This window comes from Kocuria dechangensis, assembly GCF_014636775.1.
Classification (GTDB): Bacteria; Actinomycetota; Actinomycetes; order Actinomycetales; family Micrococcaceae; genus Kocuria; species Kocuria dechangensis.
Map to the genome: position 1 here is coordinate 1 of NZ_BMEQ01000037.1, position 26,341 is coordinate 26,341.

Here is a 26,341-nt window from a genome sequence, read left to right on the forward strand (position 1 = left end):
CAGGACCCCACCGAGCTTCAGACCCCGTCACCAGCGGCCCTGGCCGCTTGACGGAAACCATAGAGGCACCCCCCCCCGGGGTGGTCGGTGCTCCTCGTTTCGTCCCAGCACCGGCACAGTCCTCTCATCCCATGCCTCCCGGCTGAGGCACAGGGATACCACACGGCACCGGGAGACCAACCAGGAGGGCACCTACGATGGGGTGCGTGGATCGTGAAGCCCAGCTCGTCATGCTCGGCACGGTGGTCCTGCTGGGCGGGATCGGCTGGCCGTCGCTGCACTCTTGGACCTCCCGTCGTCGCCGGGCCCGCCGGCTGCGGCTGGACCCACGCCACCCGTTGCCCCGGTCCGATTCCCCTGTGCTGGGCCCGGTCGTGCTGATCGCGGTGGGGCTGGGACTGCTGGTCGTCTCCGCCATGGTATGAGGACCCGTCCCCGGTGCACCGGTCGCGCTGGTTGCACTTCTCAGGGGTCGTAGCGGTAGCCCAGCCCGCGCACGGTCATCAAGTGCCGCGGGGAGCCCGGGTCGGGCTCGATGAGCCGGCGCACCCGGATGATCTGGGCGCCCAGGGCCCGATCGGCCACTGCGGAGTCGGCACCCCAGACCTCGTCGATCAACCGGCCGCGGGTCAGCACCTGCCCGGGATAGGTCAGGAACACCTCGAGCAGCTCGAAACCCTTCCCGGACAGGGCCACCGGGGCACCGGCGACGGTGACCCGGTGTTGCTGGAGGTCCATCCGCACACGCCCGGCACCCACAACGGTGACCGCCTCCTGGGCGATCGGAGGGTGTCGGCGCAGCACCGCGCGGATCCGCGCGATGAGCTCCCCGGAGGAGAACGGCTTGGTCACGTAGTCATCGGCCCTGGCGGCCAGGCCTCCCACGACGTCGGTCTCGGTGTCCCGGGCGGTGACCATGATGATCGCCACCTCGGAACGGGCCCGCAACCGGGCGCACAGCTGGATCCCGGACATCCCGGGCAGCTGCCAGTCCAGTAGCACCAGATCCGCCCCCGCCTGCTCGAAGGCATCGAGTGCCTCGCCGCCGGTGCCCGCGACCTGGACCTCGAAGCCCTCCCGGCCCAGCAGGAAGGCCAGCGGGTCGCTGATGGACGCCTCGTCCTCGACCAGCAGAATCCGCTCCATGCCCTTCTGACCTCCCACCGCCACGCTAGGCGGTTGCAGGTGTGAATGTCGCGGTGAGATTGCTCTCCTGCTCCCAGCACAGACGCGCTTCACGGTGGTGGGGTGGTGCCGGGTGTTCACCCCGGGTTGGCCGGGCGGACACCGTCCCTGTCTACGCTTCGCAGGTCAGCAGGGCCCCGACCTGCCGACGCACCGGTGCGGATCCACCCCCCAGGGCATCCGCACGGAATGCCCTGGCCGACCCCCCTCTTCCGGCTGGGGCATTCTCTTGCCCCGCCCCCCTCCTCCGCCTCGGACCCGTCGGTCGGGCCGCTACGTCCTGCGGATCCGCTGGTGGCCTACCGGTGCCCGGGGTGGGCAAGAACACCCCTCCCGGCACCGCTGAGGTGCTCGTTCGGGCGCCGGGGGCAGGAGCGTCGAATCTAAGATTTTCTGAGTGACTTACGACCTGCAGCTGACCCTGCTCAGCAGCCTGCTCCTGATGGCGGCCATCGCCTGGCCGATGGCCACCGACCGCCGGCGCCGTCAGCGCTACGGGCGCACCGGGCAGGTCACGGTCCGCACGGTGCCCTACACCGGGCCGGCCGTCCTGGTCGCCGCCGGGCTGGGGCTGCTGGTGGCCGCCGGGCTGCTCTGACCCCCCGCTGCATCCCCTGAGCCCCGGATCCTCCGGGGCCGGGGCCGGGCCGGGTGTGCGCTGAGTCAGTCCTGGTGATCTGCGCGGTGGCACTGGGTTTTCTCGGAGCCCAGCAGCTCTCCCGTGCAGGGCAGGAACGGGTGGCAGCGGGGATCCAGCAGCGCGGTGGCGGTGTGCATCAACCGGTCGCGTTCAACGGCGGGCAGGTGCAGGAGCTCGTGCAGGTACGCCTGGAGCTCCACTTCCCCCACGGCCCCGCCGTGGCCGAGGTAGTGCATCCACAACCGGTGCGGCGTGAGCCGGGTGCCCTCCAGTGCCTGGCGCAGCAGACGGGCCTGGACCCAGTTCACTGTGGTGTCGTCCATCGCAGGTTCCTCCGGGCCGGAGACGATCATCGGTCGGGTGCTGTCTCTCCCGGGTGGCCCCAGGGCAGCGCCGGGTGTGGTGGGCCCGCCGGTGGTGCGCCGGTGGTCCTGGTACAGCACCACGCCCACCACGGCCCCGGGGACCGCGAACAGCAGCAGGACCGCCTCGGTGTCGGTGGCCACCGCCAGCACCGCCACCGCGGTCGGGGTGGTGAGCACGAACAGGCGGAGCCCGGTCTTGAAGGCCGTAGCCATCTCAGGACCCCGGTGCTCCGCCCGGCGAAGTGGATGTGGTGGAGGTGGTGATTTCCACCCACAGGTCCTGGACCCGGGTGTCCAGGTCGTCCACCACGGCCCCCCGCCCCCGCCCTGAAGGCCTTCGACCGGCCAGTGCTGAATGGCGGTCCCTAGCGGGATCGTGCCGAGTGCCGGATCGCCCAGGGTGATGACCCAGTCCGCGGCGCGCAGCACCTCCTCGGTCACCGGTTTCGGGGCCAGCCCGGCCGGCTCGGTCCCGTGCTGGGCCAGCACCTCCACCGCGTGCGGGTCCACCGCGGTCCCCGGGTTGATCCCGGCCGAGCGGGTCACCACCGCGGTCCCTGCGTAGTGGGCCAGCAGCCCGGCGGCGATCTGGGCGGGGCCGGTGTCGTGGGCGTCGACGAACAGCACCTGGCGCACCGGTGCCGAGGCCGCACCCTTGGCCCGGGCCAGGGCTGCCAACCGCGTTCCGGCGTCGTGGACGGCCATCGGCGCCAGATAGGTCTGGATCCGCGCGGTCTGGGCCAGCCTCGCATAAGCCTGGGTCAGGCAGCGGTCGACCAGTTCGGGGAAGAACACCCCGGCGAAGCGGTCGGTGAGGTGCTGCCCGGCCCGCAGCAGCAGCGCCGGGGTGCTCAGATCGGTGGTCGGCTCTCTCATGAGAGCCCCTGGCGGCCGGCGACGGGGCGCGCATGACGGTCACAGCGCAGTTCGAAGTCGTCGGTGCTGAGCATCTTCCGGGCCCCGCTGCCCCGCTCCCTGATCTACACCACCCCCAGGGCCGGGACGGTCTCCTCGACGATCCCGCGGTGGCGCACCACCCCGTCCCGGTGGGCCTCCAGCCGGTCCCCGGCCCTCAGCCGGCCCAGGTCCTCGAAAGGCACGTGCTTCTCGGTCATAGCGGATCCCCCTTCCCCCGTGCCGTCGAATCCTCGACGACACCCCCAGTGTGGCCGGGGCAGGTGAAATCCGGCCCACCAGCCGGTGGACAGACGGCGACACGATGGGCAGGCTCGCCGCGGCCCCCGCCGTGGGGATAGTCCAGTTCCTGGTGTTCCTCGTCCCCAGCGGCCGTCGGGCACCTGTTCTTCCAGGACAGGGCTGCGATCCCCGCGGTGGAGCCGAGTCAGGTGCGCTTGAATCCGAGGGTGGCGCGGACCATGATCTCCGAGCTCTCCGTGCTGGAACACCGGCACCCGATGGTGTCCGGCAAGGAGCCCCACCGGCCCGCCTGCACCGTTCCTGCCGCCGGAGGCCTGGAGGGGTCAGCCCTCGCAGTCGGTGCAGTACGTCACACCTTGGGTCTGGCGGGCGAGCTGGAGCGGTGGCGGACCAGGAAGCAGGTCCCACAGGTGAACTCGTCCTCCCGCTCCGGCACGACCACCACGGAGAGCTCCTTGTGCGACAGATCCGCCCCGGGCCAGCACGATCGCAGGGAAGGCTGCTGTGCCCGACGGTCTCCGCGGCGGCAACCTGGTCCAGGCCACGATGTGGAGGCCACTTCAAGGGCCTGCCAGGGCCTCCCCCGTCCGCGATGGTGCAGCTCGCCCTCACGACGCCGGGGCCGGCACACCGTTTTGGCCGGGACCATCGAGCCGTGACGGGGCGGTCGACGGACGTGCCGTGGGGTGCGACAGTGAGCGCATGGACATTTCCGAGATCGAGCACTACATCGGCCGGCGGGTCCGCCTCCGGCGCGGCGGCGGAACCGAGGAGGAGGGCACCGTGGAGCACGTCCAGTCCGTGACCTACACCGTTGGGGCAGATGGCGGCACCGGGGCCCGGGACATCGCCGATGGGTATGTGGTCGTAGTCGAGGGCCAGCGACTGGAGTTCAGTCCCGGCGATGAGTTCGAGGTCCTCGACGGCCCCTCAGGGGCGGGTCCCCGCCCCGTGAGGTCCACCTCGGTGCACGGCCGAAGCCCAGGCGTGGGATCAGGTTCTTGCAGACCGCCAGCCCGGGGATGACGTGAGATAGGACCCTTGGCGTCGGTGACCCGGGCTGGAGGTGGCCGGGGGTGGGAGGGCGTCTCAGATGGGGGTGTTGGGGGCGGCTTCCTCGGTGCCCGTCTCGCGCAGTGCTTTGCGCTGCCGGGCGCGGTCGATGATCGTGATGACGGGTCCGGCGCTGACGCCGTGGAGGACGATCGAGGCGAGGATCACCAGCCCCACGATCCGCCACAGCTGCTGGTCCTCGGCGGCGAACTCGCCCTTGGACAGGGCGTAGCCGAGGTAGTAGATCGAGCCGATACCGCGCACCCCGAAGAAGGCGATGACACCGCGTTCCCACGGGCCCGTGCGTCCCCGGGCCAGGCTGATCCACCCGGCCGCGGGGCGGATGAGCAGCAGGAAGATTGCGGCGACGAGGATCTCGGACCAGGTGAGGCCGGTGAGCAGTCCCCGGGCCACGGCACCGCCCAGGAGCACGAGCACCACCACGGTGAGCAGGCGCTCGAGCTGTTCGATGTAGTTGTGCAGCACGCCGTGGTAGCCGTGGGTCCGCTCACCGGCCCGGATGGTCACCGCGCACACGAACACGGCGATGAAGCCGTAGCCCTCCACCATTTCGGTGAGCCCGTAGGTGAGGAAGGTCGCCGCCAGGGCCACGAAGCCCTCGGAGTGGGCGGCCATGCGCACACTGTCGATCGGGGAGCGGAAGAAGATCCGCCACAGCAGCTTGCCCACCCCGAATCCGAGGAGACAGCCGATGCCGATCCGCCAGGCCACGTCCACCGCCAGGAAGTGCGGCAACCACGCCGCCGGGGCGGTCCCCACGACGCTGAGGGCGATGGCGAGGTAGACGAAGGGGAAGGCCAGCCCGTCGTTGAGCCCGGCCTCGGAGGTGAGCCCGAAACGGACCTCGTCCTCACCCTCGAGGTCCTCCTGGGCCTCGGAGGGTTCGGCGACCTGGACCTCGGAGGCCAGGACAGGATCGGTGGGGGCCATGGCCGCGGCCACGAGCACCGCGGAGGCCAGGCTCAGGCCCAGCACCGACCACCCCAGCAGGGTCACCCCGAGCAGGCACAACGGCATGGCGATGCCCAGCAGCCGCCAGGTCGTGCCCCACCGCTTGAGTCCCACCGGGCGGTCCAGGGCCAGGCCCGCACCCATCAAGGAGATGATCACACAAACCTCGCTGAGGTGGACGGTGATGTCGCTGTAGGCCACCGGATCCGGATCCGGCAGGCCCTCGGCCAGGGAGAAGATCACCACGCCCGTCCCCAGGAACACCATCGGCATCGACACCGGGGCGCGCATCAGCAGCCGCGGCAGCAGCGCGGCAGCGAACACCGCCAGACCCGCCGCGGCAAAGATCAGACTCGGCGCTTCGAACACCTCGACCTCGTTTCCGCAGCGACTGGGCACTGCACCTGGGCGAACCCTGCGGCCGCGACCGTGCTGACCGGGGACCACGACCTCATCCTCGCCCACGCCCACCCCGCAGGGACACCCTCCCGGTGCAGGCAATCCCACCCGGCAAACACCACGGATCCGCGCCCGACATGGGCATTTTGGGCGAGTCCTCCGGAAAGTGCGGCAACCGCGTGAACACGCCGGTGCTCCGGTCACTCCACCATCGGCCACCGCCAACGCCTTCCCCGCGCCAGACGTACCGGTCACTGGGTTGGTCGCAGGCGACTGACGGGCGGGTGTCCTCGGTGCCGGGGTGGTGGTTCAGTCGGCGGCAGGGTGGCGGGCGAGCACCTCTTCGACGGCGTCCACCCCGAGGCGTTGAAGGTCACAGTCACCAGCGATGGCGTGGCACTCCCTCGCGGCGGCGGTGACGTTGTACCCGCCCGGGTCTCGGGGCGGGTTGGAGCGCTCCAGGACCTGGATAAGGTATGTCTCGGCCTCGGCGAGCTCTTGGGGTGTGTCCATGGAGATGTTCCTATTCCGCCCAGGTACGTGCCGGCAAGGACTTTTCCGCCCACCATTGCCCAGGTCGGCTGTGTGCTGTACGACCGCACGCCGGTGCTGATCGCGCTCCCCCGTGTGTGGTAGCTCCCTGCGCGCAGCGGACCGCCCTGGAGGTGGGTGGGTGCAAGAACAATTCAGGCCCCGGCGCACGGTGCGCCGGGGCCTGAACCGTTCTGCCTCCGGAGACCTGTGGTGCTCAGCCTTCGCAGTCGGTGCAGTAGCCGGTGCCGCCCTTCTGGCGGGCGAGCTGGGAGCGGTGGCGGACCAGGAAGCAGGAGGCGCAGGTGAACTCGTCGAGCTGCTCCGGGATCACCGTCACGGTGAGCTCCTCGTGGGAGAGGTCGGCCCCGGGCAGGTCGATGCCCTCGGCGGTGTCGGCGTCCTCCAGGTCGATCTCCGGCGCCCGGGTGGTGGTGCTGGTGCGGGCCCGGACCGCCACCAGGGACTCGTTGGCCGGCTCGTCCTCGGGCTGGGTGCGCGGAGCGTCGTAATCAGTGGTGGCCATGACGGAGCGCGTGCTCCTTCGAAAGTCGTGAGGGGAAAGCCCCCTCCAGAACCCTGTAGTTCCACCGCCTATTCCGGTGGAGCAGAGCGCCCGCCCTGACCGAGGGGCGCATCGTCACGCTGACGGTGGACTTGCCGGCGGCGGCGCCGTAGACGGCGAGGGCCCCGGTTACTGACTGCTTCCCTGGCTCGGAGCAGGACCCCCTGCATCGTGACCGGTGACGGGGGCCCTGCGCTGTCGGGGCGTCGGCCGGGTGCGGATGCCCCGAACCATTCGCAGGACAGAGATGGGATACCAGGGGAACTCCTCAACTGTTGAGGAATTTCAGCCCCGCGGCACTAGGGTGAGGAATCGCTGTTCTGGTCGCGTTCCTGTTCCTGGTGCCGGCGCAGCTGGTGTGCGGCGGTCTCGTTCTTCTCCAGGGTGAGGGCGTGCAGCATCTGCTCGACGGTGGCTGCTGGGGCGCGCGGGGGCAGCAGCGGGGTGTCCGGATCCACGATCGCTTCGATCACCGTCGGGCGGTCCGTGGTCAGGGCGGTGGCCCAGGCATCGTCGATGTCCTGCGGCCGGTCGATGCGCAGCCCGCCCAGGCCGAGCAGGTGAGCGTAGGCGGTCCAGGGGAACGCCGGGACGTCCTGGGAGGCGGGGAAGCGTGCGTCGCCCTCCATCTCCCGCTGCTCCCAGGAGACCTCCGCGAGGTCCCCGTTGGACAGGACCAGGACCACGAAGCGCGGGTCGGCCCAGTCCCGCCACCGGGAGGCCAGGGTGATCAGCTCGGCGTTGCCGCTCATCTGCATGGCCCCGTCCCCGGCCAGCACCACCACGGGCCGGTCCGGGCGGGCCAGCTTGGCGGCCAGCCCGTAGGGCAGTCCCGCGCCCATGCACGCCAGGGTGGAGGACAGGTGCGCCGGTGCCCCGGGGGGCAGGCGCAGGAAGCGGGCGTACCAGTAGACGACCGAGCCGACGTCCACGGCGAGCTGGGCGTCCGCGGGCAGGTGCGTGGACAGGGCTGCCACGACGGCCTGCGGGTTCAGCGGGGTGCCCGGTGCGGCGCACCGCGCCTCCGCCACGGCCCGCCAGGTGGCGACCATGTCCTCCACCTCCCCGCGCCACGGTGTGTCCGGGCACTGCAGCCTGGGCAGCAGGGCCCGCAGGGTCTCGGCGGCGTCCCCGGCCAGGGCCACCTCCACGGGGTACTTCGCCCCGAGGTTGCGGGCACGGATGTCGATCTGCACCGCCCGGGACTGCCCGGGGGCGGGGTAGAACTCGGTCCAGGGATCGTTGCTGCCCACGATCAGCAGCGTGTCGCAGCCGGCCATCAGATCGGCGGACGCGGTGGTGCCCAGGTGTCCCATCACCCCGCACGCATAGGGCAGGGACTCATCGAGCACCGGCTTTCCGAGCAACGAGGTGGTCACCCCGGCGCCCAGCCGCTCGGCGACCTTCCGCACCTCGGCGGCCGCCCCGTAGGCGCCCTGCCCGACCAGCAGCGCCACGCGCTCACCGCTGTTGAGCAGCTGCGCGGCCCGGTCCAGATCTTCCTCACCGGGGATGACCCGGGGGACGGCGGTGACCGGGGCGCTGGGAACGATCCCGTGGGCGTGCTCCTTTTCCGGGACCTGGGCCTGCTGCACGTCGTGGGCCACGATCACACAGGTGGGGCCGGCGGTGGCGATCGCGGTGCGGAACGCATTGTCGATCACGGCCGCCAGCTGCTCTGCGGTCGAGACAGTCTGGACATACTGGGCGCAGACGTCCTTGAACAAGGTGGGCAGTTCCACCTCCTGCTGGTAGCCGCTGCCCTGGGCGGTGGTGACCACCTGCCCGACGATCGCCACCACCGGTTGGCTGTCGAGCTTGGCGTCGTAGAGCCCGGCGAGCAGGTGCACCGCCCCGGGGCCCTGGGTGGCCAGGCACACCCCCACTTCCCCGGTGTACTTGGCGTGCCCAACCGCCATGAACGCCGCGGCCTCCTCGTGCCGGGCGGTGACGAACTCCACGTCCTGCTCGGCACGGGCCAGCGCGCCCAGTAGAGGGTCCACCCCGTCCCCGGCATAACCGAACACCCGATGCACGCCCCACGCCCGGAGCCGGTCAACGATCCCGTCGGCGACATTGCCCATCTTGATCTCCCTTGCTCTGGGTCCTGCTCGTCTTCTGGGTCCTATTCCGCCGCACCACCGCAGGAGCCGGTTCCGCACGGGCGGTCGTTGCGCCTTGGTGGGGGACGTGGACGCCGCAACCCGATGGGCTCCAGGGTCTGCACTGTCATGGCGCCCCTGGCCCAGATGGAACTGGAGATCCCGGGAGAGCGCGTCACGGATTCGGTGGCCAAGCACCGGGTCGCGAACAGGAGCAGGTGCGAGCCCCTACCCGGTATGGTGCCCCTCGTCCGAAGGCTCACCCCGGGCGATCTCCGCCGAGTTGTCCTCGACCGTCTGCGGGGAGGACTCCACCGAGCTGCCGGCCGGGCGGGCGAGCCTGCTCACCTCGGTGTACTCATCGAGCATGGGGTCCAGTGCGGAGTCCTCGGACGCGGCGGGACCGTCCTGGATCGGCTGCTCGGTGGGTGGTCGGTCCTCCGGTGGGGAACCACCGTGGTGATCGGTTGGCGACATGGCACTCACTCTCCTTTACTCACGAGACCGGCCCCGAGGCTCCTCGCCGAAGCGATATTCGCGGACCGATCTGTCCACAGCACCACTGAGACGGCGGCGGTGTGCTTACCCGTTCTTCAACAGGGCTGCACCAGTGGTGGCGGGGATGCTGGGCAGGTGGATCCGGTCGTGCTCATGCCGCCCTCAAGCCCGGCAACGCCGCACGCGCCCGTGTCCTGCCCGCCAGGGCGTTCCCGTGGTGGGGAACGGGCCGGTGGCCGGGCAGCTGGGCCGGGACGAGAACCTCCACCGGTCCGGCCCCCGAGAACGTGTGGTCCTGATCGATCGCTGCGTGCAGCAGCTCCACCGCGGCCGCCTCCACGTGGGCAGCGCCGGTGAGGTCCACGGTGACCGTCACCGGTGGGATCAGCGTCCGGGCCCGGGCGATCACCGGGTGCAGGGCGTGCTGGTTGGCTTCGGTCACGCATCCGGTGATGACCAGGTGCACGTATTGGGCGTGGAGATCGATCTGGACGAGCACGGAGAGCTTGTGGTTCATGGGTGAGCATCCTTCATCGCATGCTGGGAACCTCAGGCCCTGTCTCGGGCCTTCGTCCACGGTAGGAAGCCGGGGCGCGGCCCACAAGAACGTGTCCTCCAACTGCCCCACATTTCGCCCACCGACGGGCAGTTACACCACCGTCTCCGGGCCCATCGCACGAACAACCGCTCTCGACCCCTCGTGCACGGGCAGTGCCCAGCGCCGGCGAGGAAAGGGCAGGCAGAACCCGGTGACGGGTCGGAGGCAGCACGCCGACAACGAGTTCTCGGAGGGCGCGCGGGAGGTCGGCTGCCACGTGGGGCAGGTGCGATCAGCCCCCGGGGGCAACCCGCTCCTGCCGTGCCCCGCCCGGAGAGCATGACCACCGCACGATCTCGCGGTTCCAGTGGAGCGTCCCGCTGGGCCTGGGGGCATCTTGCCCGGGCCCGGAGTCCACCGAGTGAGGTGCGTTCGGGGTGACCCCGTGCCGACGAAGCGACGTTCCCACAGATGGGCAAGACAGGGGGGTAGATCCGGCGTCCGTGCCGGGTCCCCCCCTGTCTCGCCCCGCTCTTCGTGAGCGCTCAGTCGTAGGAGATGAACTCCACCAGCTCCCCGACCCGGTCCTCGGGGTAGGAGCGGGCGATGTCGGCCTGGCTGACCATGCCCACCAGGTCGTGGCCGTCGATGACCGGCAGCCGCCGGACCTTGTGCTCCTTCATGGTGGCGATGGCTTCCTCCACGGAGTCGTCGGCGCCGATGGTCACCGGCTTGCCCTCGCCCAGCTCCCCGGCCTTCACGGTGCGGGGGTCCCCACCGCTTGCCAGGCACTTGACGACGATGTCGCGGTCGGTGACCACGCCCTTGAGCCGGTTGTCCTCCCCACAGATCGGCAGGGCCCCGACGTCGAGGTCCTTCATCTTCCGGGCAGCTTCCTCGAGCGTCTGGTTCTCCCCGACGCACTCGGCGCCCGGTGTCATGATCTCGCGTGCAGTGGTCATGGTCGTTCCTCCTGGAATAGGTACCTGGGACTGGGTGGCTGGGGGTCGGGTGCTGATCATCCCGGTGGCCGCAGCACGGGGATCCGATCTACTTCTGGTCGCCGTCCTGCTGTGTACCGAGGGCGGTCTTCGGGTCAGTCGCCGTAGTGTTCGAAGATCAGGTCCTCGGTGTTCTTGTCCAGCTGCATGGACTTGGCGTGCTGGATCAGCCGGGCCACGGTGGAGGCCTCACCGGCCGGGACGGTGAGCAGGTACTCCTCCACTCCCTCGTCCAGGGTGAGCTCGAAGGTGTAGGAGCCTTCCTGGCCCTCACCGGGCTTGCTGCGGATCACATCGACGTTGGTGACCCGGCGGATGTTCTTTCCCTGACCTGCAGGCATGACGCTCTCCTTACGGAGGCACCACCACGGTGGCACCGGAACGGGACGGTCGATCACGAACGGGCCGCGCACCGGTGCCCGAGGGCACCCTCGGTGCTCACCACCCGTCAACGTGACGGGGACCACGCTAGCCAGCCCCAAGTGCCCGGGCCATAGCTCGGCCCTCCATGACGCGCACCGTGCCACGAAAGAGCTTCAGCGGACCGTGTGAGGCGCCACCACAAGGGTCAGCGCACGAGGGGTTCGGCGGGCCGGCGCACGAGGGGCTCGAAGGGTCGGCGCACGGTGGTGCCGATCCTCTGCGGCCGGGGCTCAAGCAGAACCTTCTGACCCCAGGCCGGTCTAGTGGCGCAGGGTGTGGGAGGGGTGGACGCCGTAGGCGGCCCGGTGGCGGCGGGCGAAGTCCCCGGGGTGGGGAAAGCCCCAGCGGGCGGCGATCGACCCGACCGTGTCCCCAGCGGTGGGGTCCGCGGCGACCAGGTCCTGGTGGGCGGCGGCCAGGCGCACCCCGCGCAGATAGGCCCCCGGGGTGAGGCCGGCGTGGGTGCGGAAGGCCCGGACGAGCTCCACCGTGGACACCCCCGCGTGGCGGGCGACATCCTCGAGGGTGATCGGCAGCGACACCGCGGCGTGGAGGAATTCCACCGCCGCCGTGTAGGCCGCCTGCCGGGCCGCCACCGTCTCCCGGCGGGCGTGGGGGTCCCCGGCCAGGGGGAAGGCCTCCAGGGTGGCCACCGCCAGCCGGCGCAGCAGCTCCGCCCGCAGCAAGGCGATCCCGGCGGTGGCCGGGTCGGTCAGGGTGTGGCGGACGTAGGTATAGGTGGCCTGCCAGTAGTCGGCCAGCTGTGCCGAGACCGGGTGCGGTGCACCGAAGCCGAGCGTGAGCCGCTCGTCGCCGTAGACGGTGCGGGCGATCTCCTCCAGGGCGTCGGCGCCGAGGTTGGCCGAGTCGACGCTCAGTCCCTGGGATTCCCCGTAGTAGTGCTGTCCGGGCTGGAGCAGGAACGGGTGCGGGCCCGTGCCGGGGCGGTCGTCGATCTCCCAGCGCAGGGAGCCGGCGGTGGGGGCGATCACGGAGTAGGCCTGCTGTTGGACCAGGTGCCCGGCGACGGTGCCGTGGAAGTGCATCCGGCCTAAGCTCAGGTCCGTGTCCCCGTGGACGTCCTGGCTGTAGCGGAACGTGCCCGGGTCGGCCACTCGGCCCATGCGGGCCCGGGCGTAGACCTGTTGCAGCGCCTCGTTGCCCACCGCCGGATCGCTGGCAGAGAAGTGTGATCGGATCGGCGCCGGCCGGCTCACGACCCGCCACCTGAACCATGAATGAACCGACCCGCGGCCCCGGAGTTCTGCCCTCGGCGACGTCGGCTCCTGACGGTGACGTTCATGGTCTCCAGGCTAGCCAGCAACACCTGCCCGGCCCAGGGCCCGGCCGCTGGCGACGCCGACGGGACTTGTCCGCGGGTGGTTCCGGTGGGTCCGAAGCCGAGCGCGGGGAGTGTGGCGCCGAGGTGAGGAGAGCGTAGGTGCGGGGGAGGGGGCGATGGTTACAGAGGCACGCCTCCCAGGCGTTCGGGCTGATGGGTGGCCACCCAGGGGCGGAGCCAGTCGTCGTTGCCCGAGACCGCGACGATGCCTCGGGCCTTGCGCACCTGCTCGGCCGCTTCCAGCGTGGCGGGATCGGGGTGGAGGGTGATCAGCGGACCCGTGAAGTCGTCCGGGATCGGTGGCCCCGGGGTTCCGGTGGGGGTGATGACCCGGCTTCCGCGCACCCGCAGCCGGCGCAACCAGGGGGTGCCCTCCACCAGGTCCAGGTGAGGAACCATAATTCCGATGGCCTCCCACGACACGGTCCTGGGCTGGCGGAAACACCATTTCAAGGCCCGTCGCACCCCTTGCTCCGCTCCGACAGGCCAGGCCACGTAGGCTCTCGGGCGGACGATTCGCGAATTATATTCCACGGGTCTCAATTCAATGTCCGAGGGAAAGCGTTGATTCAGGCTAAACATTCAATCAGCGCGCTGTCAAAGAATATGGGCGGTACCCCTATTGGTGCTGTTTCCGAAATTCTCTGCCGGCTCTGCTCTTCGCGCAGAGAGCAGAAAAGCGAGGGCTTGGCCGCGGCGGTCTGAGGAAAAGAGCGCAGTCCGGTGGCATGGCTGGTTCGGATCTCCCTCCCAGCGGTAGTGCGGGGCGTCACCGCGGTGGTGGGTGCCGGGGGTCGCAGCAGTGCCTGCCCTCCCGCCGAGCCGGTGGCATCGGGTCGAGCCGGGGCATGGGGTGGGCGGCTTCGCGGGGGTGGGCGCGCAGGGAGGCTCTGCTGGGGGTCCGGGTGGGCCCGGCGACGACCGGTGGCAACGAGAGGGCCCGCGGTGGGGTCGTGGCCGTGGTCGTCGGCCGGTCAGGGGGCGGTGCTCGGGGGTGCTGTTGCGCGTGCGTGTGCCTGCCGTCTCGTGCGGCTGCGCTGGCGCAGGCCGGTCCCGAGGTTCCAGGCGGCGTAGGCGAACAGGGCCCCGGCGACGGCAGGGACCAGCCACTGGCGGGTGGGGCCGGTGATCACCTGGTTGACCCAACCCAGCCAGGGGATGGTGTACCAGACGGTGCCCACGACCTGGACGGCCCGCACCGGAGTATCGTCGGCGGTGTCGTTGTTGTCTCCCTTGGTGACGAACACGGTCTCCCCGTCGGAGCCGACCGAGCGGGAGACGACCCGGTGGGTCACCCGGGTGGGGTCTCCGGAGCGCAGCTGGTAGGTCATCACCTGGCCCACGCGGATTTCTTCGGCCGGGGTCGGTTTCACCACCACCAGATCCCCGGGGGAGTAGGCCGGTTCCATCGAGCCGGAGAGTACGGTCAGGGGCATCCCACCCACAGCGGCCGGCAGCCCGATGACCAGTACCCCCAGTCCCAGCACCAGCGCGAGGATCCCGGCGCTGAGGCCGGTCCAGAGGTACTGCCAGACGGTGCGCTCGACCGGTGCGGGGGCCCGGTCGGGGAGCTCACTCTCTGGGGGGGGCGGGGTGGCGGTTCACGGTTTTGCTCCGAATTCGTACGTCGCCGGGGCGGGCGAAGGGGTTGAGGTCTGTGGGGTGGGTCTCACGGGGTGTCGCAGTGCAGGCCGGTCTGCGGATCCCGGTGGACGGGGGAGGAAGTGGCCTCGGCGTACCCGGTGGGGCCGAGAGCCACGATCTGGACGGAGGATCCCGGGTTCTCGCCGGCGGCCAGGACCGCTGAGGTTCCGGTGGTCTCGGTCAGCACCTGACCGGTGTCGGAGCGCACCTGGTATCCGTCAGCGCCGTCGACGTCCTCCCAGGTGAGGCTGATGCCGTCACCGCCGGTGTCCGGGGAATCCAGCAGGTCGCGGTCGGTGCACATAAGGTTCGTCACGGCGGCCGGGGCGGGGGCGATGGTCTGGGTGACGGCGGCGCCTGCGCCGCGGGTGGTCCACGTGGTGCCCGTCAGGGAGCCGACCACGCTGGGGACAAGGGTGAGGGACTGGCCAGCGGTGCCGAAGAGCCGGTCCGGGAGGATCCGGGTCGCAGCGCACACCACGGTGGTGGCCCCAGCCTCGGCGCTGCTGGTCCCGCCGGGCAGTGCCGGCGGCTCGGCGAGGGTCCCTGCCGAGGTGCCCGTGGAGGGCACCTCGGCGGGGCAAGTGCCATCCGTCGAGGTCCACAGCACCAGTTCGACATAGGTCGGGTCCAGGGCCCCGGTCGTCGTCTCGAGGCTCAGGGTGTAGTCCAGGCCGGCAGCACTGGTGTTGTCAACGGTGAGCCGCGTGGGCGCACCGTAGTCCTCGGAGTCGATGGCCGCAGCCGAGAGTCCCGCGGTCCCGGTGAGCTCGGTGCTGAGGGCCCCGGCGGCCGCCGGGGTGGTGGTGGTCGTCGCAGCGGTCCACAGCGCGGTGGCGCCGGCGGTTCCGGCCAGCACCAGGAAGACGGAGGCTCCCACGACGGCGCTCAGCCGGGCCCGGTCGGGGGTGGGGCGTGTGGGGGTCACTGCTGGGTTCCTCCCACGGTGAGCTGGAGATCGACCGCTCCGCCCTGGGCGGCGCTGGGGGCCTCGGGGGCCAGTTGGGCGGACAGGCACAGGGTCTGCACCGCCTCCTGGGCCAGCACGACGCCCAGGGTCTTAGGAGTGCCACCGACAATACCGGTCCACGCCTGGGTGGGCGGTGTGGCCGCGCAGCCCTGGCCGGAGGCCGGCCAGACGCTGATGGTCAGTGCCCCGGCCACCGCCGCCTGGGCACCGGTGGCGCCGGTGGAGGACCAGGTCAGGGCGTCCATCCGCAGTTCCAGTGGCACGCTCCCGGTGTTCTGCACGTCGAACTGTCCGGCCGCCGCTTCCCCGGGGTAGAGCTCCGCACGGTCCAGGGTTGCAGGGGCCGTGACGGCCAGGGACGCCGACCCGGAGGTGATCACAGCCCCAGGCACCGTTCCGCTGCTGCTCCACAGCGCGTACGTGCCCCCGGCCGCGGCCACGGCCAGCAGCACGGCCGTACCCAGCGCGGCGGCCGCCTGCAGCAGGCGCGCGGGAGCGTGCGAGAGCCGGGGAATCATGCCCAAGGAGTCTCCTGCGTGATCGGTGCGGAAAGGGCGGTGACAGTCAGTCACCGGGTGAGCTGGCCGGGGTGTCCGGTGGGTGCCGGGTCACCTGCCCGGGCACCCGCTGGCGGCGCGCCCGCAGAACGAGGTCGCGCCGCCACTGGGTGGAGAAGCCCTGAAGGCTACTCGGTGGATCAGGCCGGGTTCAGGGCCTGGTTCAGGGTGACGGTCATGGCGGTGAGGTCGACCTGGCCGTCCTGGGTGTCGTTGGCGGCGGTGTCGGGGAAGGCGATCGTCGCGGCGACGGTCACGGTGCCCGTGCCGTCGGCGGTGAGGTCGTAGACGCCGGTGCCCACGCCGGTCTCGGTGAAGAGGGGGCTGTCGACGGTCAGTGCGGCGGTGTCCACGACAGCAGCGGCCAGAGCCACGTCGGCGGGGTCTTCCGTGTTGACGGCCACGACGCTGTCGCCGGTGAGGCCGGCAGTGACCTGCAGGTTCTCACCCACGGCGTCCACACCCAGTTCCGCGGTGTAGGTGAGGGTCTCACCCGGCACGATCTCGTGGGTGGCGATGTCGGTGACCGGCCCCAGGTTCGAGGTCCAGGTGCCCGCGGCGGTCTCGTCGACGGTCAGGTGACCGGCGGTGACCTGACCGCCGTCGGCGGTGCCGGAGTCGTTCCAGGACATGAAGGTGCCGGTGCCGCCGAGGAGGAGGACGAGGCCGGCGCCGGTCGCGAGAGAGCCCTTAGTAAGCTTGTTCACAATGATGATTCCTTCTAAAGAAAGCCATTAGTTTTATCCGCAGTACACGGCAGGGAGCCCATGACGCGGTGAGGGACAAAAAGGGGGATCGAATGGTGGCCGTCCGTGCTGGGAGGGGGGTCCAGGTGTCCGGAGGGGCCGAAGGCAATTCACGGTGATTACCTCGTGGTTGCCTGGAAACCAAAGTACCCACCGCTATTCACCATTGCCAATGGGCGAAATGCATAGGGACTAGTGGCGGGGGAATGTGTCTTTCCATTTCCCCGCGCCCTGACAATCAGGCCTGGAAAGTGACCGCCATCGCCTGACGGAGACCTCCCCTGCTGAAGGCACCTCCGTAGCGCATCCGTCCTAGGGGCAGCTTTGTCCCCCTAGGGAGGGGCAAGGTCGAGCCGCCTCTGTTCTTCCGGCCCACTGCAGAGGGTTGCTTCATGCCGTCTATGGGTGTCCACCGGGGGTCGTGGAAGGCAGTGATGCCATGGATGTCAGCATTCGGTATCAGCAACCCCTCGACGATCCGGAGAGAACCGCGGGGCTGTGGTGACGAGCGTCTCCGTAGGCTGACGGGTATGCGAAAGAGAACGACATGAGCGAACCGCTGGTCCACATCCAGGACTTCCGGATGGTCTTCGGGGACACCACGGTGATCGAGGACCTGTCCTTCGACGTGGTCGCGGGGGAGACCTTCGGGTTCCTCGGCTCCAACGGGTCGGGGAAGACCACGACCCTCCGCGCCTTGCTGGGGATCTACCAGCCCACCGCCGGGACCCTGCACATCGGGGGCAAGGTCTTCGAACCCGCCGACGGGGACGGCTGGGGTACCTGCCGGAGGAGCGGGGGCTGTACCAGAAGGAGCCGGTGCTCGAGACGATGACCTACTTCGGCCGCCTCAAGGGCCTGGACAAGCACGCCGCCCGGTCCTGGTCGCTGGAGTACCTGGAGCGGGTCGGCCTGGCTGACAAAGCCGCCACCCGCCTGGACAAGCTCTCGGGGGGTCAGCAGCAGAAGGTGCAGCTCGGTGTCACCATCATGAACACCCCGGAGTTGCTGATCCTGGATGAGCCGACCAAGGGTTTCGACCCGGTCAACCGGCGGCTGCTGATGGACATCATCGACGACCAGCGGAAAGCGGGGGCGACGGTGGTGATGGTCACCCACCAGATGGAAGAGGTCGAACGGCTCTGTGACCGGGTGATCCTGCTCAAGGACGGGCGCAGCCACGCCTACGGGACGGTGGAGCAGGTGCAGGAGCGGTTCGGCGGGACCACCTACGCCGTCATCCACACCGGGGTCATCCCCGCCTCGGCCCACTACACGGTCGTCTCCGATGTCGAGATCGGGTCCGGGCGCCGGGTGGCCGAGCTGGCCCCGGCCCCCGAGGCCGGCGAGGCAACAGTGCTGGCCGAGCTGGTGGGCGCCGGGGTCCCCGTCACCGGTTTCACCACGCAGCGGACCTCGCTGGAGGAGATCTTCCTGCGGGTATACGGCACCGACAGCCTCCACGACCAGACCGGCACTGAGATGGCGGGGGTGGGGGCCTGATGGTACGGCACAACCTGGCCACCGTGATGGGCTTCGAGTTCACCCGCACGCTGCGCAAGCGCGGGTTCTGGATCGCGACCCTGGCGATCCCGGTGGTGATTGCGATCATCTTCGCCCTGTCGTTGACCTCCAACACCTCCATCAGCGACAGCGCCGACGCTCAGGCCGAGGCCGAGATCGCCTTCGCCTACACGGACGCCACCGGCATGATTCCTCAGGAGCTGGCCACCGCCTACGGCGGGCACCCTGCCACCGACCCCGAGACGGCGATCGGACAGGTGAAGGCCGGGGACCTGGACGCCTACCTCGCCTACCCCGGCGATCCCGCCGTCAAGCCCATCGAGGTGGCCGGGGCGGACCGGGGCTGTTCGACAACGGCGCCTACGACGCGGTCGCCCAGGCGCTGCTGACCACCGCGGCTCAGCAGCAGATCGCCGACCCCGGTCTGGCTGCGGCCGCCGCCGGGGAGCTTCAGGTGGAATCCACGATCTACCGGGGAGGGGTCCTCACCGGCGGGTTCACCGACGCGGTCGCCCCGCTGGGGCTGCTGGTGGTGTTCTTCCTGGTGATCGTGCTGCTGTCGAACCAGATGCTCAACTCCACCCTGGAGGAGAAGGAGAACCGGGTCACCGAGATGATCCTCACCACCGTCAACCCCACCACCCTGATCATCGGCAAGGTCGCGGCGGTCTTCGCGGTCGGGGCGGTGCAGATCTTGGTGCTGTTGGCCCCGGTGGTGATCGGCTACGTCTTCTTCCGGGACCGCCTGAACATCCCCGAGCTGGACCTGAGCCGGCTCCGTCTGGACCCGTCCACCATGGTCGTCGGGGTTCTTGCTGCTGGTCGGGGGGTTCGTGCTGTTCACCGGGGTGCTGGTGGCGATCGGGGCGATCATGCCCACGGCCAAGGACGCCGGGGTGGTCTTCGGGCCGCTGATCTTCTCCATGTTCGTCCCCTTCTACGCGATCAGCCTGATCGTCTCCGACCCCGGCGCGCTGATCGTGGCGGTCTTCACGTTCTTCCCGCTCACCGCCCCGGTCACTGCGATGCTGCGCAACGGCCTGGGCACCCTCGAGCCGTGGGAAGCCGGGATCGTGATCGCTGAGCTGTTCGTCCTCGGGGTCGTGGTGCTGCGGGTGGCGGTGCACCTGTTCCGCTACGGCTCCATCGCCTACTCGGCCAAGCTTGACCCCCGGGCCGTGCTGGGACGTCGCCGCCCGGTGACCGTGGGCAAGTAACCCCACCAGCCTGCCTCTGGAAGAGGGGTGGGTGTAGAACGGTTCAGGCCCCGGTGCACGATGCGCCGGGGCCTGAACCCGTTCTAAGGCCTCCTTGTCCTCATCAGTCCGGGGCCTTCGGGGTGCGGACTGGAATGGTCAGTGCCGGTCGTGCTTGTGGTCGTGCTTTTTCTCGTGATCGTGTTTGTGATCGCCCTTTTCGTGGCAGTGCCTGTAGTCCTTGTGCTTGTGCCAATAGCCGTCGTGCCAGTGCCTCTTGCCCTTGTCGTGGTGCTTGTGCCAATAGCCGTCGTGCTTGTGCTTCTTACCCTCGTGGTGATGGCACTTCTTGTCCTTGTCCTCGGGGGCGTTGTCCTGAACGCTGGGGGTGACGGCAGTGTAGCCACTGCTCACGCCAACGTCCGCGACGGCCGGTGCGGTGAGGGTTCCGCCGAGCAAGGCCGTTGCGATGAACGCGCTGGCGAGGGTTTTACGCATTTCCTGCATGATGTCTCCTACAAAAGGGCATGCACGATGTCGTTTAGAAAGGCATGGGGGTGAGTTGGCCAGCATGCCGAAACATATTATGAGGCTCCCGTGACGGGCCTCACCTGTCATCCAGGCGACACCACCTTAGAAAACAATCTGGGTACACTTCAAGGCTCTGACTAGGGGAAACAGTCACAGCTTCGTCTCGGTCCAACCGGCCCCGCGCGGGGCATCCCCGGAGGATCGACGAGCCCCCGATTCACAGAAACAACGATTTGATCGCTGGCCGTTCAATTCCTTGGCACCTGAACCATGACGGCCGAGAACATGAGTAAAGCAAGTGCCTCCTTTCCATAGCGGGGCCCACCTGGGGTGCAGGAGCGAACGGCGCGGACGGAGTATTAGCGAAAATAATTGTGACGCCTTAGAAAGGTTTGTGACGCAAAGGGCGCGCGTGGATAACTGTGAGAGAGGTGTTCCTGTAGAAAACAGATTCCCATGCCCGCCCTACCGGCGCGAAGATAAGGATGCCCGCGTGAATCCATGGCTGAGCGCCGCGGCCCGTCAAAGGGACGTCATTATCCGTGCAGGTGGCAAGGTTGCCCTCAAGCTGAAGCTGCCCTGGGCGACATGTCATGACCCCTTGGGCTGCCCCGGTGGTCACGCCGGGACTGCTGACCGCTTGCTGCGCCGCGCCTCGGCGGGTCTTATCCGAGGTGGGCGTAGGACGCCGCCAGGAACAGGGCGAACGCCACCCAGGTCAGTGCCGCGCGCATCCAGTTGTGCCGGTACCAGCGGTCCCGGGCCACCTGCCAGTCGTCGGGTGGGTGCTGCGGGTTCCAGCCGAGGATGAGCGCGTAGTTCGGCTCGGCCAGGCGGCGGGAGATCAGCAGAGGGCCGGCGACGGTGGCGACCAGACCGGTGGCGGTGAGCACGAATGCCGCACCGAAGGCCTGCTGGATCCCCAGCCCGACCAGTGCCACGGGCGGGGCGAGCAGCAGGGTGGCCACGAGGATGTAGTTGGTCGGGGAGCGGCGGGCGATCGGCAGGAACCGGTGCATCTCGGTAGCGAAGCCGGCGGCGTCCTGGCGCCCGAACAGGGGGTGCAGGATCGTGGTGACGGTCAGCAGCAGGCCCGACCACAGGCCCGCGGCCACGACACTGGCGCCCAGGCCGATCTCGGCGATCACGACAGTTCCTCCACGGTTCAAGGAAGAGAGAGACTGGGCCCTACCGGGTTGCCCTCCACGGTGGTGATCGCGTTCTTGTACATCTGGCTGTTCAACCGCACCGGCGGATGCCTGTAGTTCTGGGTGATTTCCATGCCAGTCAGGACACCTTCACCTTCGGATCCGTCGCCTCCAGCGAGGCGGGGCTGGAACGGCCCGGGCTGGTCTACGCCGGGGTCCTGGTGTTCGTGGTTCTGTCGGTGCTCACCCTGGACCGTTGCGCCTGGGGCAGCGTCCCGTCCTCGACGCTGGATCTGCAAGCCTTATTGCCCTCCGACGGTGCGATGAGAGGTGCTGTGCCGACATCCACCGGCGGACCCGCACCCACCCGGGACTTGCCATGATGGGGCCCCGGACCAGTGCCGTATCCGGTAGATGCTGTTTATATCCAAGCTCTGCCCGTTCCTGCCACGCCCATTCATGGATGCACGAGCGGAGCATTCAGCCACGGCAGGAGCGTCCCTCAGTCACCGGAGAAGTACTCGAAGGGTGTGGGGCAGGGATCCTCGTCGGTTCCGGCTTCGTAGGCGATGTAGTGGCCCCACTGCTGGCCGTAGGTGCCGGCGAACTGTTTGACGCCTTGCCCGAAGGGTCCGGGTGAGTTCTGTGCCCCGTTGGACACGGAGCGGCCGGTGCAGCTGGCGTTGTCCGGCGGGGTTGCTGTGGCCGGGGCGGCACCGAGGAGACTGACCCCGGTGGCAAGGACGGCGGCCAGGGTGGTGGTCTTCAGCGCTTTCGCCCACGTGGTCATGATTGCTCCTGTGGTCCTGTAGATGGTGGGCTCCAAGCTAGGTCTGATCCGTGACCTGCGGAACCGATTGGGCTGAGAAGGTCACGTTGTGACGTGCGGGCAAGGGACTGATGCACCGAGAGGTGACAGTCAGGGTTTCATGCCGCGAGGGTCACGGCGGGCTTCATCATGGTCTCGTACTCGATAGGGGTCAACCGCCCCAGGCGTACTTGCCGGCGGCGCCGGTGATAGGTCCGCTCGGTCCAGGTGACGATCGCGATCCGCAGCTCTTCCCGGGTCGCCCAGGACCGCCGGTCGAGGACGTTGTTCTGCAGCAGGGCGAAGAAGCTCTCCATCGCGGCGTTGTCCCCGGCCGCGCCCACCTTGCCCATCGAGCCGACCAGGCCGTGCCGGTTCAAGGCGTGCACGAACTTCCGTGAACGAAATTGGGACCCTCGGTCCGAGTGAACGATGCAACCGGCCACGTCACCGCGGCGTGCGACGGCGTTGTGCAGCGCCTGGACGGCCAGCCGGGACAACATCGGCGAGTCGATGGAGTACCCGACGATCCGCCCCGAGAAGACGTCCTTGACCGCGCACATGTACAGCTTTCCCTGCGCGGCTTGGATTCCAGCGGTCGTCGCAACGCCCTGACTGATAGGGAGTGACGACGATGGGTGCTTCGTCACCACGGAAGCGAAGTCGGCAGTACAAGGCGGCCGAGAGGGCAGAGTTCTTCCGGCGTTTGGACCGAGGTGGCACGATCCGGGCGGTCGCGGCCGAACTGGGGCTGAGCCCGGACACTTGTTACCGGTGGCGCCACGAGTCGGGGACCTCCACCGCCCGCGGGGTTCCTCGGACGTACACGGCCCAGGACAAGGCGGAGTTCTTCCGCCGGCTGGCGCTGAATCCGAACGTCTCGGCAGTGGCCCGGGAGCTCGGCTTCGTGCGCGTGACCTGCTACAAGTGGGCCCACCAAACCGGGATCTTCACCGGCAAGGACGTCACCGCCCAGCGTGAGGAATTCCTGGGCCTGCGCGCCGAAGGCCTCAGCCGCGCCCAGGCCGCTGCCCGCGTGGGCGTCGACAAGCGCCGGGCACAGGACTGGGACAAGGGCATCCGGCAGTTCTACGGCGGCCGGGTCTATCCCGACGGTCGGGTAGTGCGGTACGGGCAGGCCGGAATACTGGCAAACGTGAAGACACCGCGCACCGCGTACACGCGAGGAGTCCCGGATGACCTGCAACGGCTCGAGCGCCCGATCAGTGACCGGTATCTCAGCCTCGAAGAGCGGGAGCAGATCCACGACCTGCACGTGCGCGGGGACTCGGTCCGGGCCATCGCCCGGGTTCTGAATCGGGCGCCGTCGACGATCGGGCGGGAGTTGACCCGCAACACCGCCACCGCCGCCGGGTACCTGCCCTACGCCGCGCACCGTCTGGCCGTCTCCCGCCGGCCGCGGCCACGACAAGGAAAGCTGCAGGTCCTGGCGGTGCTGCGCGGCTACGTTGCCACGGGACTGGACCAGAAGTGGTCGCCGGAGCAGATCAGTCACCGGATGGTCATCGACTTCCCGGCCGATCCCCGGATGCGAGTCTGCACGGAGACGATCTACCAAGCGATCTACGCCCCCGATCGCACCGGGCTGACGCGTGCGGCGGCGCCGGTGCTGCGCTGCCGGCGTGCCGCCCGCAGGCCACGGCGCGACCCGGCCCGGCGCAGAAGCCGGTTCGTGGAACTGATGGTCCCGATCACCGACCGCCCCGCCGAAGCCGAGGACCGCACCGTGGCCGGGCACTGGGAGGGCGATCTCATCCTCGGCACACTGAGCGGATCCGCGATCGGCACCCTGGTGGAGCGCGCCAGCCGCTACGTCACGCTCGTGCACCTGGCCCACGACCACACCGCCGAGACCGTCCGGGACGGGCTCATCGCCACGGTCAACCAGTGGCCACCCGGGCTGCGCCGTTCCCTGACCTGGGACCAAGGGGCGGAGATGTCCCACCACGCCAGCCTCCGCCGCGCCACCGGCATCGACGTGTTCTTCTGCGACGCCGCCAGTCCCTGGCAGCGCGGATCGAACGAGAACATGAACGGTCTGCTCAGGCAGTACTTCCCGAAAAGCACCAACCTGTCGGCGCACACCGTCGAAGATCTCCACGACGTCGCCCGGGAACTCAACAGCCGCCCTCGGAAATCCCTCGGATGGGCCACTCCGACTGAACGACTCCGTGCTCTACTGGAACCTGGCTGAACGGCATGTGTTGCGACGACCGCTGGAATCCAAGCGGTCCTGTGCTCGGTGATGTCGGCCAGCCACAACTGGTTCGGTCCGTCGGCGGTGAAGTTTCGCTCGACGAGGTCGTCGTGGACCGGCGGACCGGGTCTGCCATTCTTGCCGCGCTTCTTGCCGAACACCGACCACCAGCGGTTGTCCCGGCAGATCCGCCACGCCGTCCTCTCGCACATCGGCTGGCCGGCGGACTCGGCTTCACCGGCGAGAAACCGGTAGCCGAACTCCGAATCGTCGCAGTGGGCGTCGAACAAGGCGTTGGCCCGGTGGGCCTCCTCCCACTCGGCGTCGGTGACAGGATCGGTCAGCCATCGGTAGTAGGGCTGGCGGGAGAGCTTCAGCACCCGGCACGTCACCGCGACGGCGATCCCGTCGTCGGCGAGCTCGCTCACGAGCGGGTAGTACCTTTTCCCGGCAGGTTCGCCTGGGAGAGGTAGGCCGCCGCCCGGCGCAGGACCTCGTTCTCCTGCTCGAGCAGACGGATCCGCTTCTTCAGCTCCCGGTTCTCGGCCGACTCGGCTCGGGTGGTCCCGGGCTTCTCACCGTCCTCGATATCAGCCTGGCGCATCCACTTCGACAGGGTCATCTCGTGGATGCCGAAGTCCTTGGCGATCTGGGCCAGTGTCACACCGTCTTCGCGGGCCCGGGCCACACGCACGACGTCGTCACGGAACTCTTGGGGATAGGGAGCAGACACAGCAACATCCTTCCAGGCCGCCCTGCGGGCAAGCCAGATCAGGTGATGCTCCTATGCGTGTCAAGCGGCGGTGAGCCAGGCCCGGTAGGCGGTGGCCAGTTCCGCGTTGGGGCGTTTGCCGCGTTCAAGTTCGCTCAGCCGGGTTGGTTCTGCTCCGATGCTCATCGCGGCCTGGGCCAGGGTGGCTCCTCGCTGGTGCCGGAGGTCTCGAAGATCCTCGGTCGCAGGCAGGGGTTCGGGGTGGACGATGAGGTGGAATGCTTCCCGAGCGATCGCACGTTTGAGGCACCGCAGGACGTCCTTCTTCGATTTCCCGTTGGCACGCAGTCGGGCCGCGTAGCCCCTCGTGCGTTCGTCGTTGGACAGGCGCACCAGGGCGATCTGGTGCAGAGCCCAGTTCGCTTGCCGGTCCCCGCCGCGGTTGAGGCGGTACCGGTTCGTTTTCCCCGACGACGCCGGGATCGGTGACGCTCCGCACAGCGCGGCGAAGGAGGCTTCCGATCGCAGCCGCTCAGGGTTGGCCCCGGCGGTGACCAGCAGAGTCGCGGTGGTGATCACCCCATATCCCTTTCTCGCGATCATCGCCGGCGCTGCACGGCCGACGAGGATTCTCAGTTCGTCTTCGAGCTCGGTGATCTCGACGGTGAGGTACTGGTGCCGGCGTGCCAGTCGCCGTAGGGCGTGACCGGTCGCCGTGATCACCGATCCGGTGGCCGGCCCCGGACGGGTCAGGGCCAACGACTCGACCAGGCAGCGCTCGTTCAGCCCCTCCCAGCGGCTCCTGATCGCCTCGGGCGCGGTGATCAGCATGGACTTGATCTGGCGGATCACCGCGACACGAGCCTTGATCGCGCTACGCCGCACGCCCAGCAGCACACGGATCTGCTCGATGACCCCCTCCCCGGTCTTGGCCATCGGCAGGGCCTTGCGGTTCGGCCAGAGCCTGCGCAGCAGCGGCGTAGGCGTCGATCGGATCGGACTTCCCGTGCCGGCGCTGGGCCCGTCGGGGCCGGACGACCTCGCGGATCTCGACCCCTTGGCTCATGAGGTACCGGGCCAGACCGGCGCCGTAGGAGCTGGTGCCCTCGACACCGACCAGCCGCGTGCTGCCGAAGGAGCGGATAAAGGCAAGGAGCTGCTCATAGCCTTCCGTTCTCGCAGGGACCTGTAGATCTCCCAGCCGGGTGCCAGTGGCGCTCAGGACCGCGACGTAATGGGTGTCAGCGTGCGTGTCGACGCCGGCGACGACGTCGAGTTCAGGCGGGGAGTCGATGACTGCGGTGATGGATGTCGTCATGATGGCACCGTGCCTTCTTCACCAGTGGGCACGTCGGCCATGGGCCGGGCAGACAAGACGTTGACGGGGCTCACCAGGCTCATATGAAGTCATGCTCGCCACTGGCCGACATGCATCGGACAGCGTCTTCGGTCAAGTCCATTTGCGGGGTGTAACGCGGTCAACGCGTGATTCTTGGGATGGTCAGGCGCTGAGGG

At 69.1% G+C, this 26,341-nt stretch carries 28 protein-coding genes and 6 pseudogenes; 9 read left to right on the forward strand and 25 right to left on the reverse strand.

Going from position 1 to position 26,341, the window contains the following annotated elements; all coding sequences use genetic code 11:
- Positions 1–206: 206 nt before the first annotated feature.
- A complete protein-coding gene (locus IEW07_RS18890; RefSeq protein WP_188540086.1) occupies positions 207–425 on the forward strand; it encodes a hypothetical protein in 219 nt (72 codons plus the stop codon).
- A 40-nt stretch (positions 426–465) separates the two neighbouring features.
- Here the strand turns inward: IEW07_RS18890 and IEW07_RS18895 are convergent, their stop codons facing one another.
- The gene (locus IEW07_RS18895; protein WP_188540088.1) at positions 466–1,146 is read right to left on the reverse strand and encodes a response regulator; all 681 of its coding nucleotides are present in this window, start codon (positions 1,144–1,146) and stop codon (positions 466–468) included.
- A gap of 436 nt (positions 1,147–1,582) precedes the next feature.
- On the opposite strand from IEW07_RS18895, the gene IEW07_RS18900 reads away from it, so the two are divergent.
- On the forward strand, positions 1,583–1,783 hold the full coding sequence (locus tag IEW07_RS18900) for a hypothetical protein (RefSeq protein WP_188540090.1): 201 nt from the start codon (positions 1,583–1,585) through the stop codon (positions 1,781–1,783).
- 65 nt (positions 1,784–1,848) lie between these two features.
- On the opposite strand, the gene IEW07_RS18905 is transcribed toward IEW07_RS18900, so the two are convergent.
- The 17 genes and pseudogenes from IEW07_RS18905 to IEW07_RS18980 all read right to left on the reverse strand — a co-directional run bounded on the left by IEW07_RS18905 (position 1,849) and on the right by IEW07_RS18980 (position 16,650).
- Entirely contained in the window at positions 1,849–3,066 is a 1,218-nt protein-coding gene (locus tag IEW07_RS18905; RefSeq protein ID WP_188540092.1) for an arsenate-mycothiol transferase ArsC, read from the reverse strand.
- 104 nt (positions 3,067–3,170) lie between these two features.
- The gene (locus tag IEW07_RS21535; RefSeq protein WP_268235551.1) at positions 3,171–3,305 is read right to left on the reverse strand and encodes a hypothetical protein; all 135 of its coding nucleotides are present in this window, start codon (positions 3,303–3,305) and stop codon (positions 3,171–3,173) included.
- Positions 3,306–3,671: 366 nt separating this feature from the next.
- A pseudogene (locus IEW07_RS21205) lies at positions 3,672–3,826 on the reverse strand (DUF4193 family protein); the annotation flags it as partial.
- A 611-nt stretch (positions 3,827–4,437) separates the two neighbouring features.
- Complete coding sequence (locus IEW07_RS18915; protein WP_188540094.1) at positions 4,438–5,742, reverse strand: cation:proton antiporter; 1,305 nt, start codon at positions 5,740–5,742, stop codon at positions 4,438–4,440.
- A 339-nt stretch (positions 5,743–6,081) separates the two neighbouring features.
- A complete protein-coding gene (locus IEW07_RS18920; RefSeq protein WP_188540095.1) occupies positions 6,082–6,285 on the reverse strand; it encodes a hypothetical protein in 204 nt (67 codons plus the stop codon).
- Positions 6,286–6,520: 235 nt separating this feature from the next.
- Positions 6,521–6,829 (reverse strand): DUF4193 domain-containing protein, encoded by a 309-nt coding sequence (locus IEW07_RS18925; RefSeq protein WP_188540096.1) that lies wholly within the window; start codon positions 6,827–6,829, stop codon positions 6,521–6,523.
- A gap of 338 nt (positions 6,830–7,167) precedes the next feature.
- Positions 7,168–8,952, reverse strand: coding sequence for a thiamine pyrophosphate-requiring protein (locus tag IEW07_RS18930; protein WP_188540097.1), 1,785 nt, complete (start codon positions 8,950–8,952; stop codon positions 7,168–7,170).
- Between the two features lie 246 nt (positions 8,953–9,198).
- Positions 9,199–9,447: a hypothetical protein gene (locus IEW07_RS18935; RefSeq protein WP_188540098.1), complete on the reverse strand. Its 249-nt coding sequence runs from the start codon at positions 9,445–9,447 to the stop codon at positions 9,199–9,201.
- A 172-nt stretch (positions 9,448–9,619) separates the two neighbouring features.
- Positions 9,620–9,985, reverse strand: coding sequence for a hypothetical protein (locus IEW07_RS18940; RefSeq protein WP_188540100.1), 366 nt, complete (start codon positions 9,983–9,985; stop codon positions 9,620–9,622).
- A gap of 566 nt (positions 9,986–10,551) precedes the next feature.
- Positions 10,552–10,968: a CBS domain-containing protein gene (locus IEW07_RS18945; protein ID WP_188540101.1), complete on the reverse strand. Its 417-nt coding sequence runs from the start codon at positions 10,966–10,968 to the stop codon at positions 10,552–10,554.
- 134 nt (positions 10,969–11,102) lie between these two features.
- Complete coding sequence (locus tag IEW07_RS18950; protein ID WP_188540102.1) at positions 11,103–11,348, reverse strand: hypothetical protein; 246 nt, start codon at positions 11,346–11,348, stop codon at positions 11,103–11,105.
- Positions 11,349–11,690: 342 nt separating this feature from the next.
- Positions 11,691–12,647: a helix-turn-helix transcriptional regulator gene (locus IEW07_RS18955; protein WP_188540103.1), complete on the reverse strand. Its 957-nt coding sequence runs from the start codon at positions 12,645–12,647 to the stop codon at positions 11,691–11,693.
- 245 nt (positions 12,648–12,892) lie between these two features.
- Positions 12,893–13,171 (reverse strand): hypothetical protein, encoded by a 279-nt coding sequence (locus IEW07_RS18960; RefSeq protein ID WP_188540104.1) that lies wholly within the window; start codon positions 13,169–13,171, stop codon positions 12,893–12,895.
- A 575-nt stretch (positions 13,172–13,746) separates the two neighbouring features.
- On the reverse strand, positions 13,747–14,259 hold the full coding sequence (locus tag IEW07_RS18965; RefSeq protein WP_268235552.1) for a signal peptidase I: 513 nt from the start codon (positions 14,257–14,259) through the stop codon (positions 13,747–13,749).
- Positions 14,260–14,441: 182 nt separating this feature from the next.
- Entirely contained in the window at positions 14,442–15,344 is a 903-nt protein-coding gene (locus tag IEW07_RS18970) for a hypothetical protein (RefSeq protein ID WP_188540106.1), read from the reverse strand.
- Positions 15,341–15,904 (reverse strand): TasA family protein, encoded by a 564-nt coding sequence (locus tag IEW07_RS18975; protein ID WP_229741980.1) that lies wholly within the window; start codon positions 15,902–15,904, stop codon positions 15,341–15,343. The genes IEW07_RS18970 and IEW07_RS18975 overlap by 4 nt, the downstream gene beginning before the upstream one ends.
- A gap of 179 nt (positions 15,905–16,083) precedes the next feature.
- On the reverse strand, positions 16,084–16,650 hold the full coding sequence (locus IEW07_RS18980) for an alternate-type signal peptide domain-containing protein (protein WP_188540109.1): 567 nt from the start codon (positions 16,648–16,650) through the stop codon (positions 16,084–16,086).
- Positions 16,651–17,272: 622 nt separating this feature from the next.
- Here IEW07_RS18980 and IEW07_RS21210 point away from each other — a divergent pair.
- From IEW07_RS21210 to IEW07_RS21690, 5 genes and pseudogenes are all read left to right on the forward strand, one after another.
- Positions 17,273–17,763 (forward strand): annotated as a pseudogene (locus IEW07_RS21210) (ATP-binding cassette domain-containing protein); the annotation flags it as partial.
- Between the two features lie 33 nt (positions 17,764–17,796).
- Complete coding sequence (locus IEW07_RS21215) at positions 17,797–18,192, forward strand: ATP-binding protein DrrA1-3 family domain-containing protein (protein WP_371870247.1); 396 nt, start codon at positions 17,797–17,799, stop codon at positions 18,190–18,192.
- Positions 18,192–18,602 (forward strand): ABC transporter permease family protein, encoded by a 411-nt coding sequence (locus IEW07_RS21680; RefSeq protein ID WP_229741977.1) that lies wholly within the window; start codon positions 18,192–18,194, stop codon positions 18,600–18,602. Before IEW07_RS21215 ends, IEW07_RS21680 begins: the two co-directional genes overlap by 1 nt.
- Before the next feature lie 35 nt (positions 18,603–18,637).
- A pseudogene (locus IEW07_RS21685) lies at positions 18,638–18,889 on the forward strand (ABC transporter permease); the annotation flags it as partial.
- Positions 18,890–19,025: 136 nt separating this feature from the next.
- On the forward strand, positions 19,026–19,430 hold the full coding sequence (locus IEW07_RS21690) for an ABC transporter permease (protein WP_308738248.1): 405 nt from the start codon (positions 19,026–19,028) through the stop codon (positions 19,428–19,430).
- 138 nt (positions 19,431–19,568) lie between these two features.
- Here IEW07_RS21690 and IEW07_RS18995 read toward each other — a convergent pair whose 3' ends face one another.
- The 4 genes and pseudogenes from IEW07_RS18995 to IEW07_RS19010 form a co-directional block, all read right to left on the reverse strand.
- Positions 19,569–19,916: a hypothetical protein gene (locus IEW07_RS18995; protein ID WP_188540111.1), complete on the reverse strand. Its 348-nt coding sequence runs from the start codon at positions 19,914–19,916 to the stop codon at positions 19,569–19,571.
- 689 nt (positions 19,917–20,605) lie between these two features.
- The gene (locus IEW07_RS19000) at positions 20,606–21,088 is read right to left on the reverse strand and encodes a DUF1772 domain-containing protein (protein WP_188540113.1); all 483 of its coding nucleotides are present in this window, start codon (positions 21,086–21,088) and stop codon (positions 20,606–20,608) included.
- 502 nt (positions 21,089–21,590) lie between these two features.
- The gene (locus tag IEW07_RS19005; protein WP_188540115.1) at positions 21,591–21,878 is read right to left on the reverse strand and encodes a hypothetical protein; all 288 of its coding nucleotides are present in this window, start codon (positions 21,876–21,878) and stop codon (positions 21,591–21,593) included.
- Positions 21,879–22,015: 137 nt separating this feature from the next.
- Positions 22,016–22,474: pseudogene (locus IEW07_RS19010) on the reverse strand (transposase); the annotation flags it as partial.
- A gap of 56 nt (positions 22,475–22,530) precedes the next feature.
- Here IEW07_RS19010 and IEW07_RS21780 point away from each other — a divergent pair.
- A pseudogene (locus tag IEW07_RS21780) lies at positions 22,531–22,671 on the forward strand (helix-turn-helix domain-containing protein); the annotation flags it as partial.
- A 219-nt stretch (positions 22,672–22,890) separates the two neighbouring features.
- Positions 22,891–24,111 carry an IS30 family transposase gene (locus tag IEW07_RS21230; protein ID WP_371870248.1) on the forward strand — a complete coding sequence of 407 codons (1,221 nt, stop codon included), beginning with the start codon at positions 22,891–22,893 and terminating at the stop codon, positions 24,109–24,111.
- A 35-nt stretch (positions 24,112–24,146) separates the two neighbouring features.
- On the opposite strand, the pseudogene IEW07_RS21235 reads toward IEW07_RS21230, so the two are convergent.
- From IEW07_RS21235 to IEW07_RS21245, 3 genes and pseudogenes are all read right to left on the reverse strand, one after another.
- Positions 24,147–24,847: pseudogene (locus tag IEW07_RS21235) on the reverse strand (transposase); the annotation flags it as partial.
- Positions 24,848–24,907: 60 nt separating this feature from the next.
- Entirely contained in the window at positions 24,908–25,762 is an 855-nt protein-coding gene (locus tag IEW07_RS21240; RefSeq protein ID WP_229741978.1) for a transposase, read from the reverse strand.
- Entirely contained in the window at positions 25,701–26,144 is a 444-nt protein-coding gene (locus tag IEW07_RS21245) for an IS110 family transposase (protein WP_229741979.1), read from the reverse strand. The genes IEW07_RS21240 and IEW07_RS21245 overlap by 62 nt, the downstream gene beginning before the upstream one ends.
- Positions 26,145–26,341: the final 197 nt, after the last annotated feature.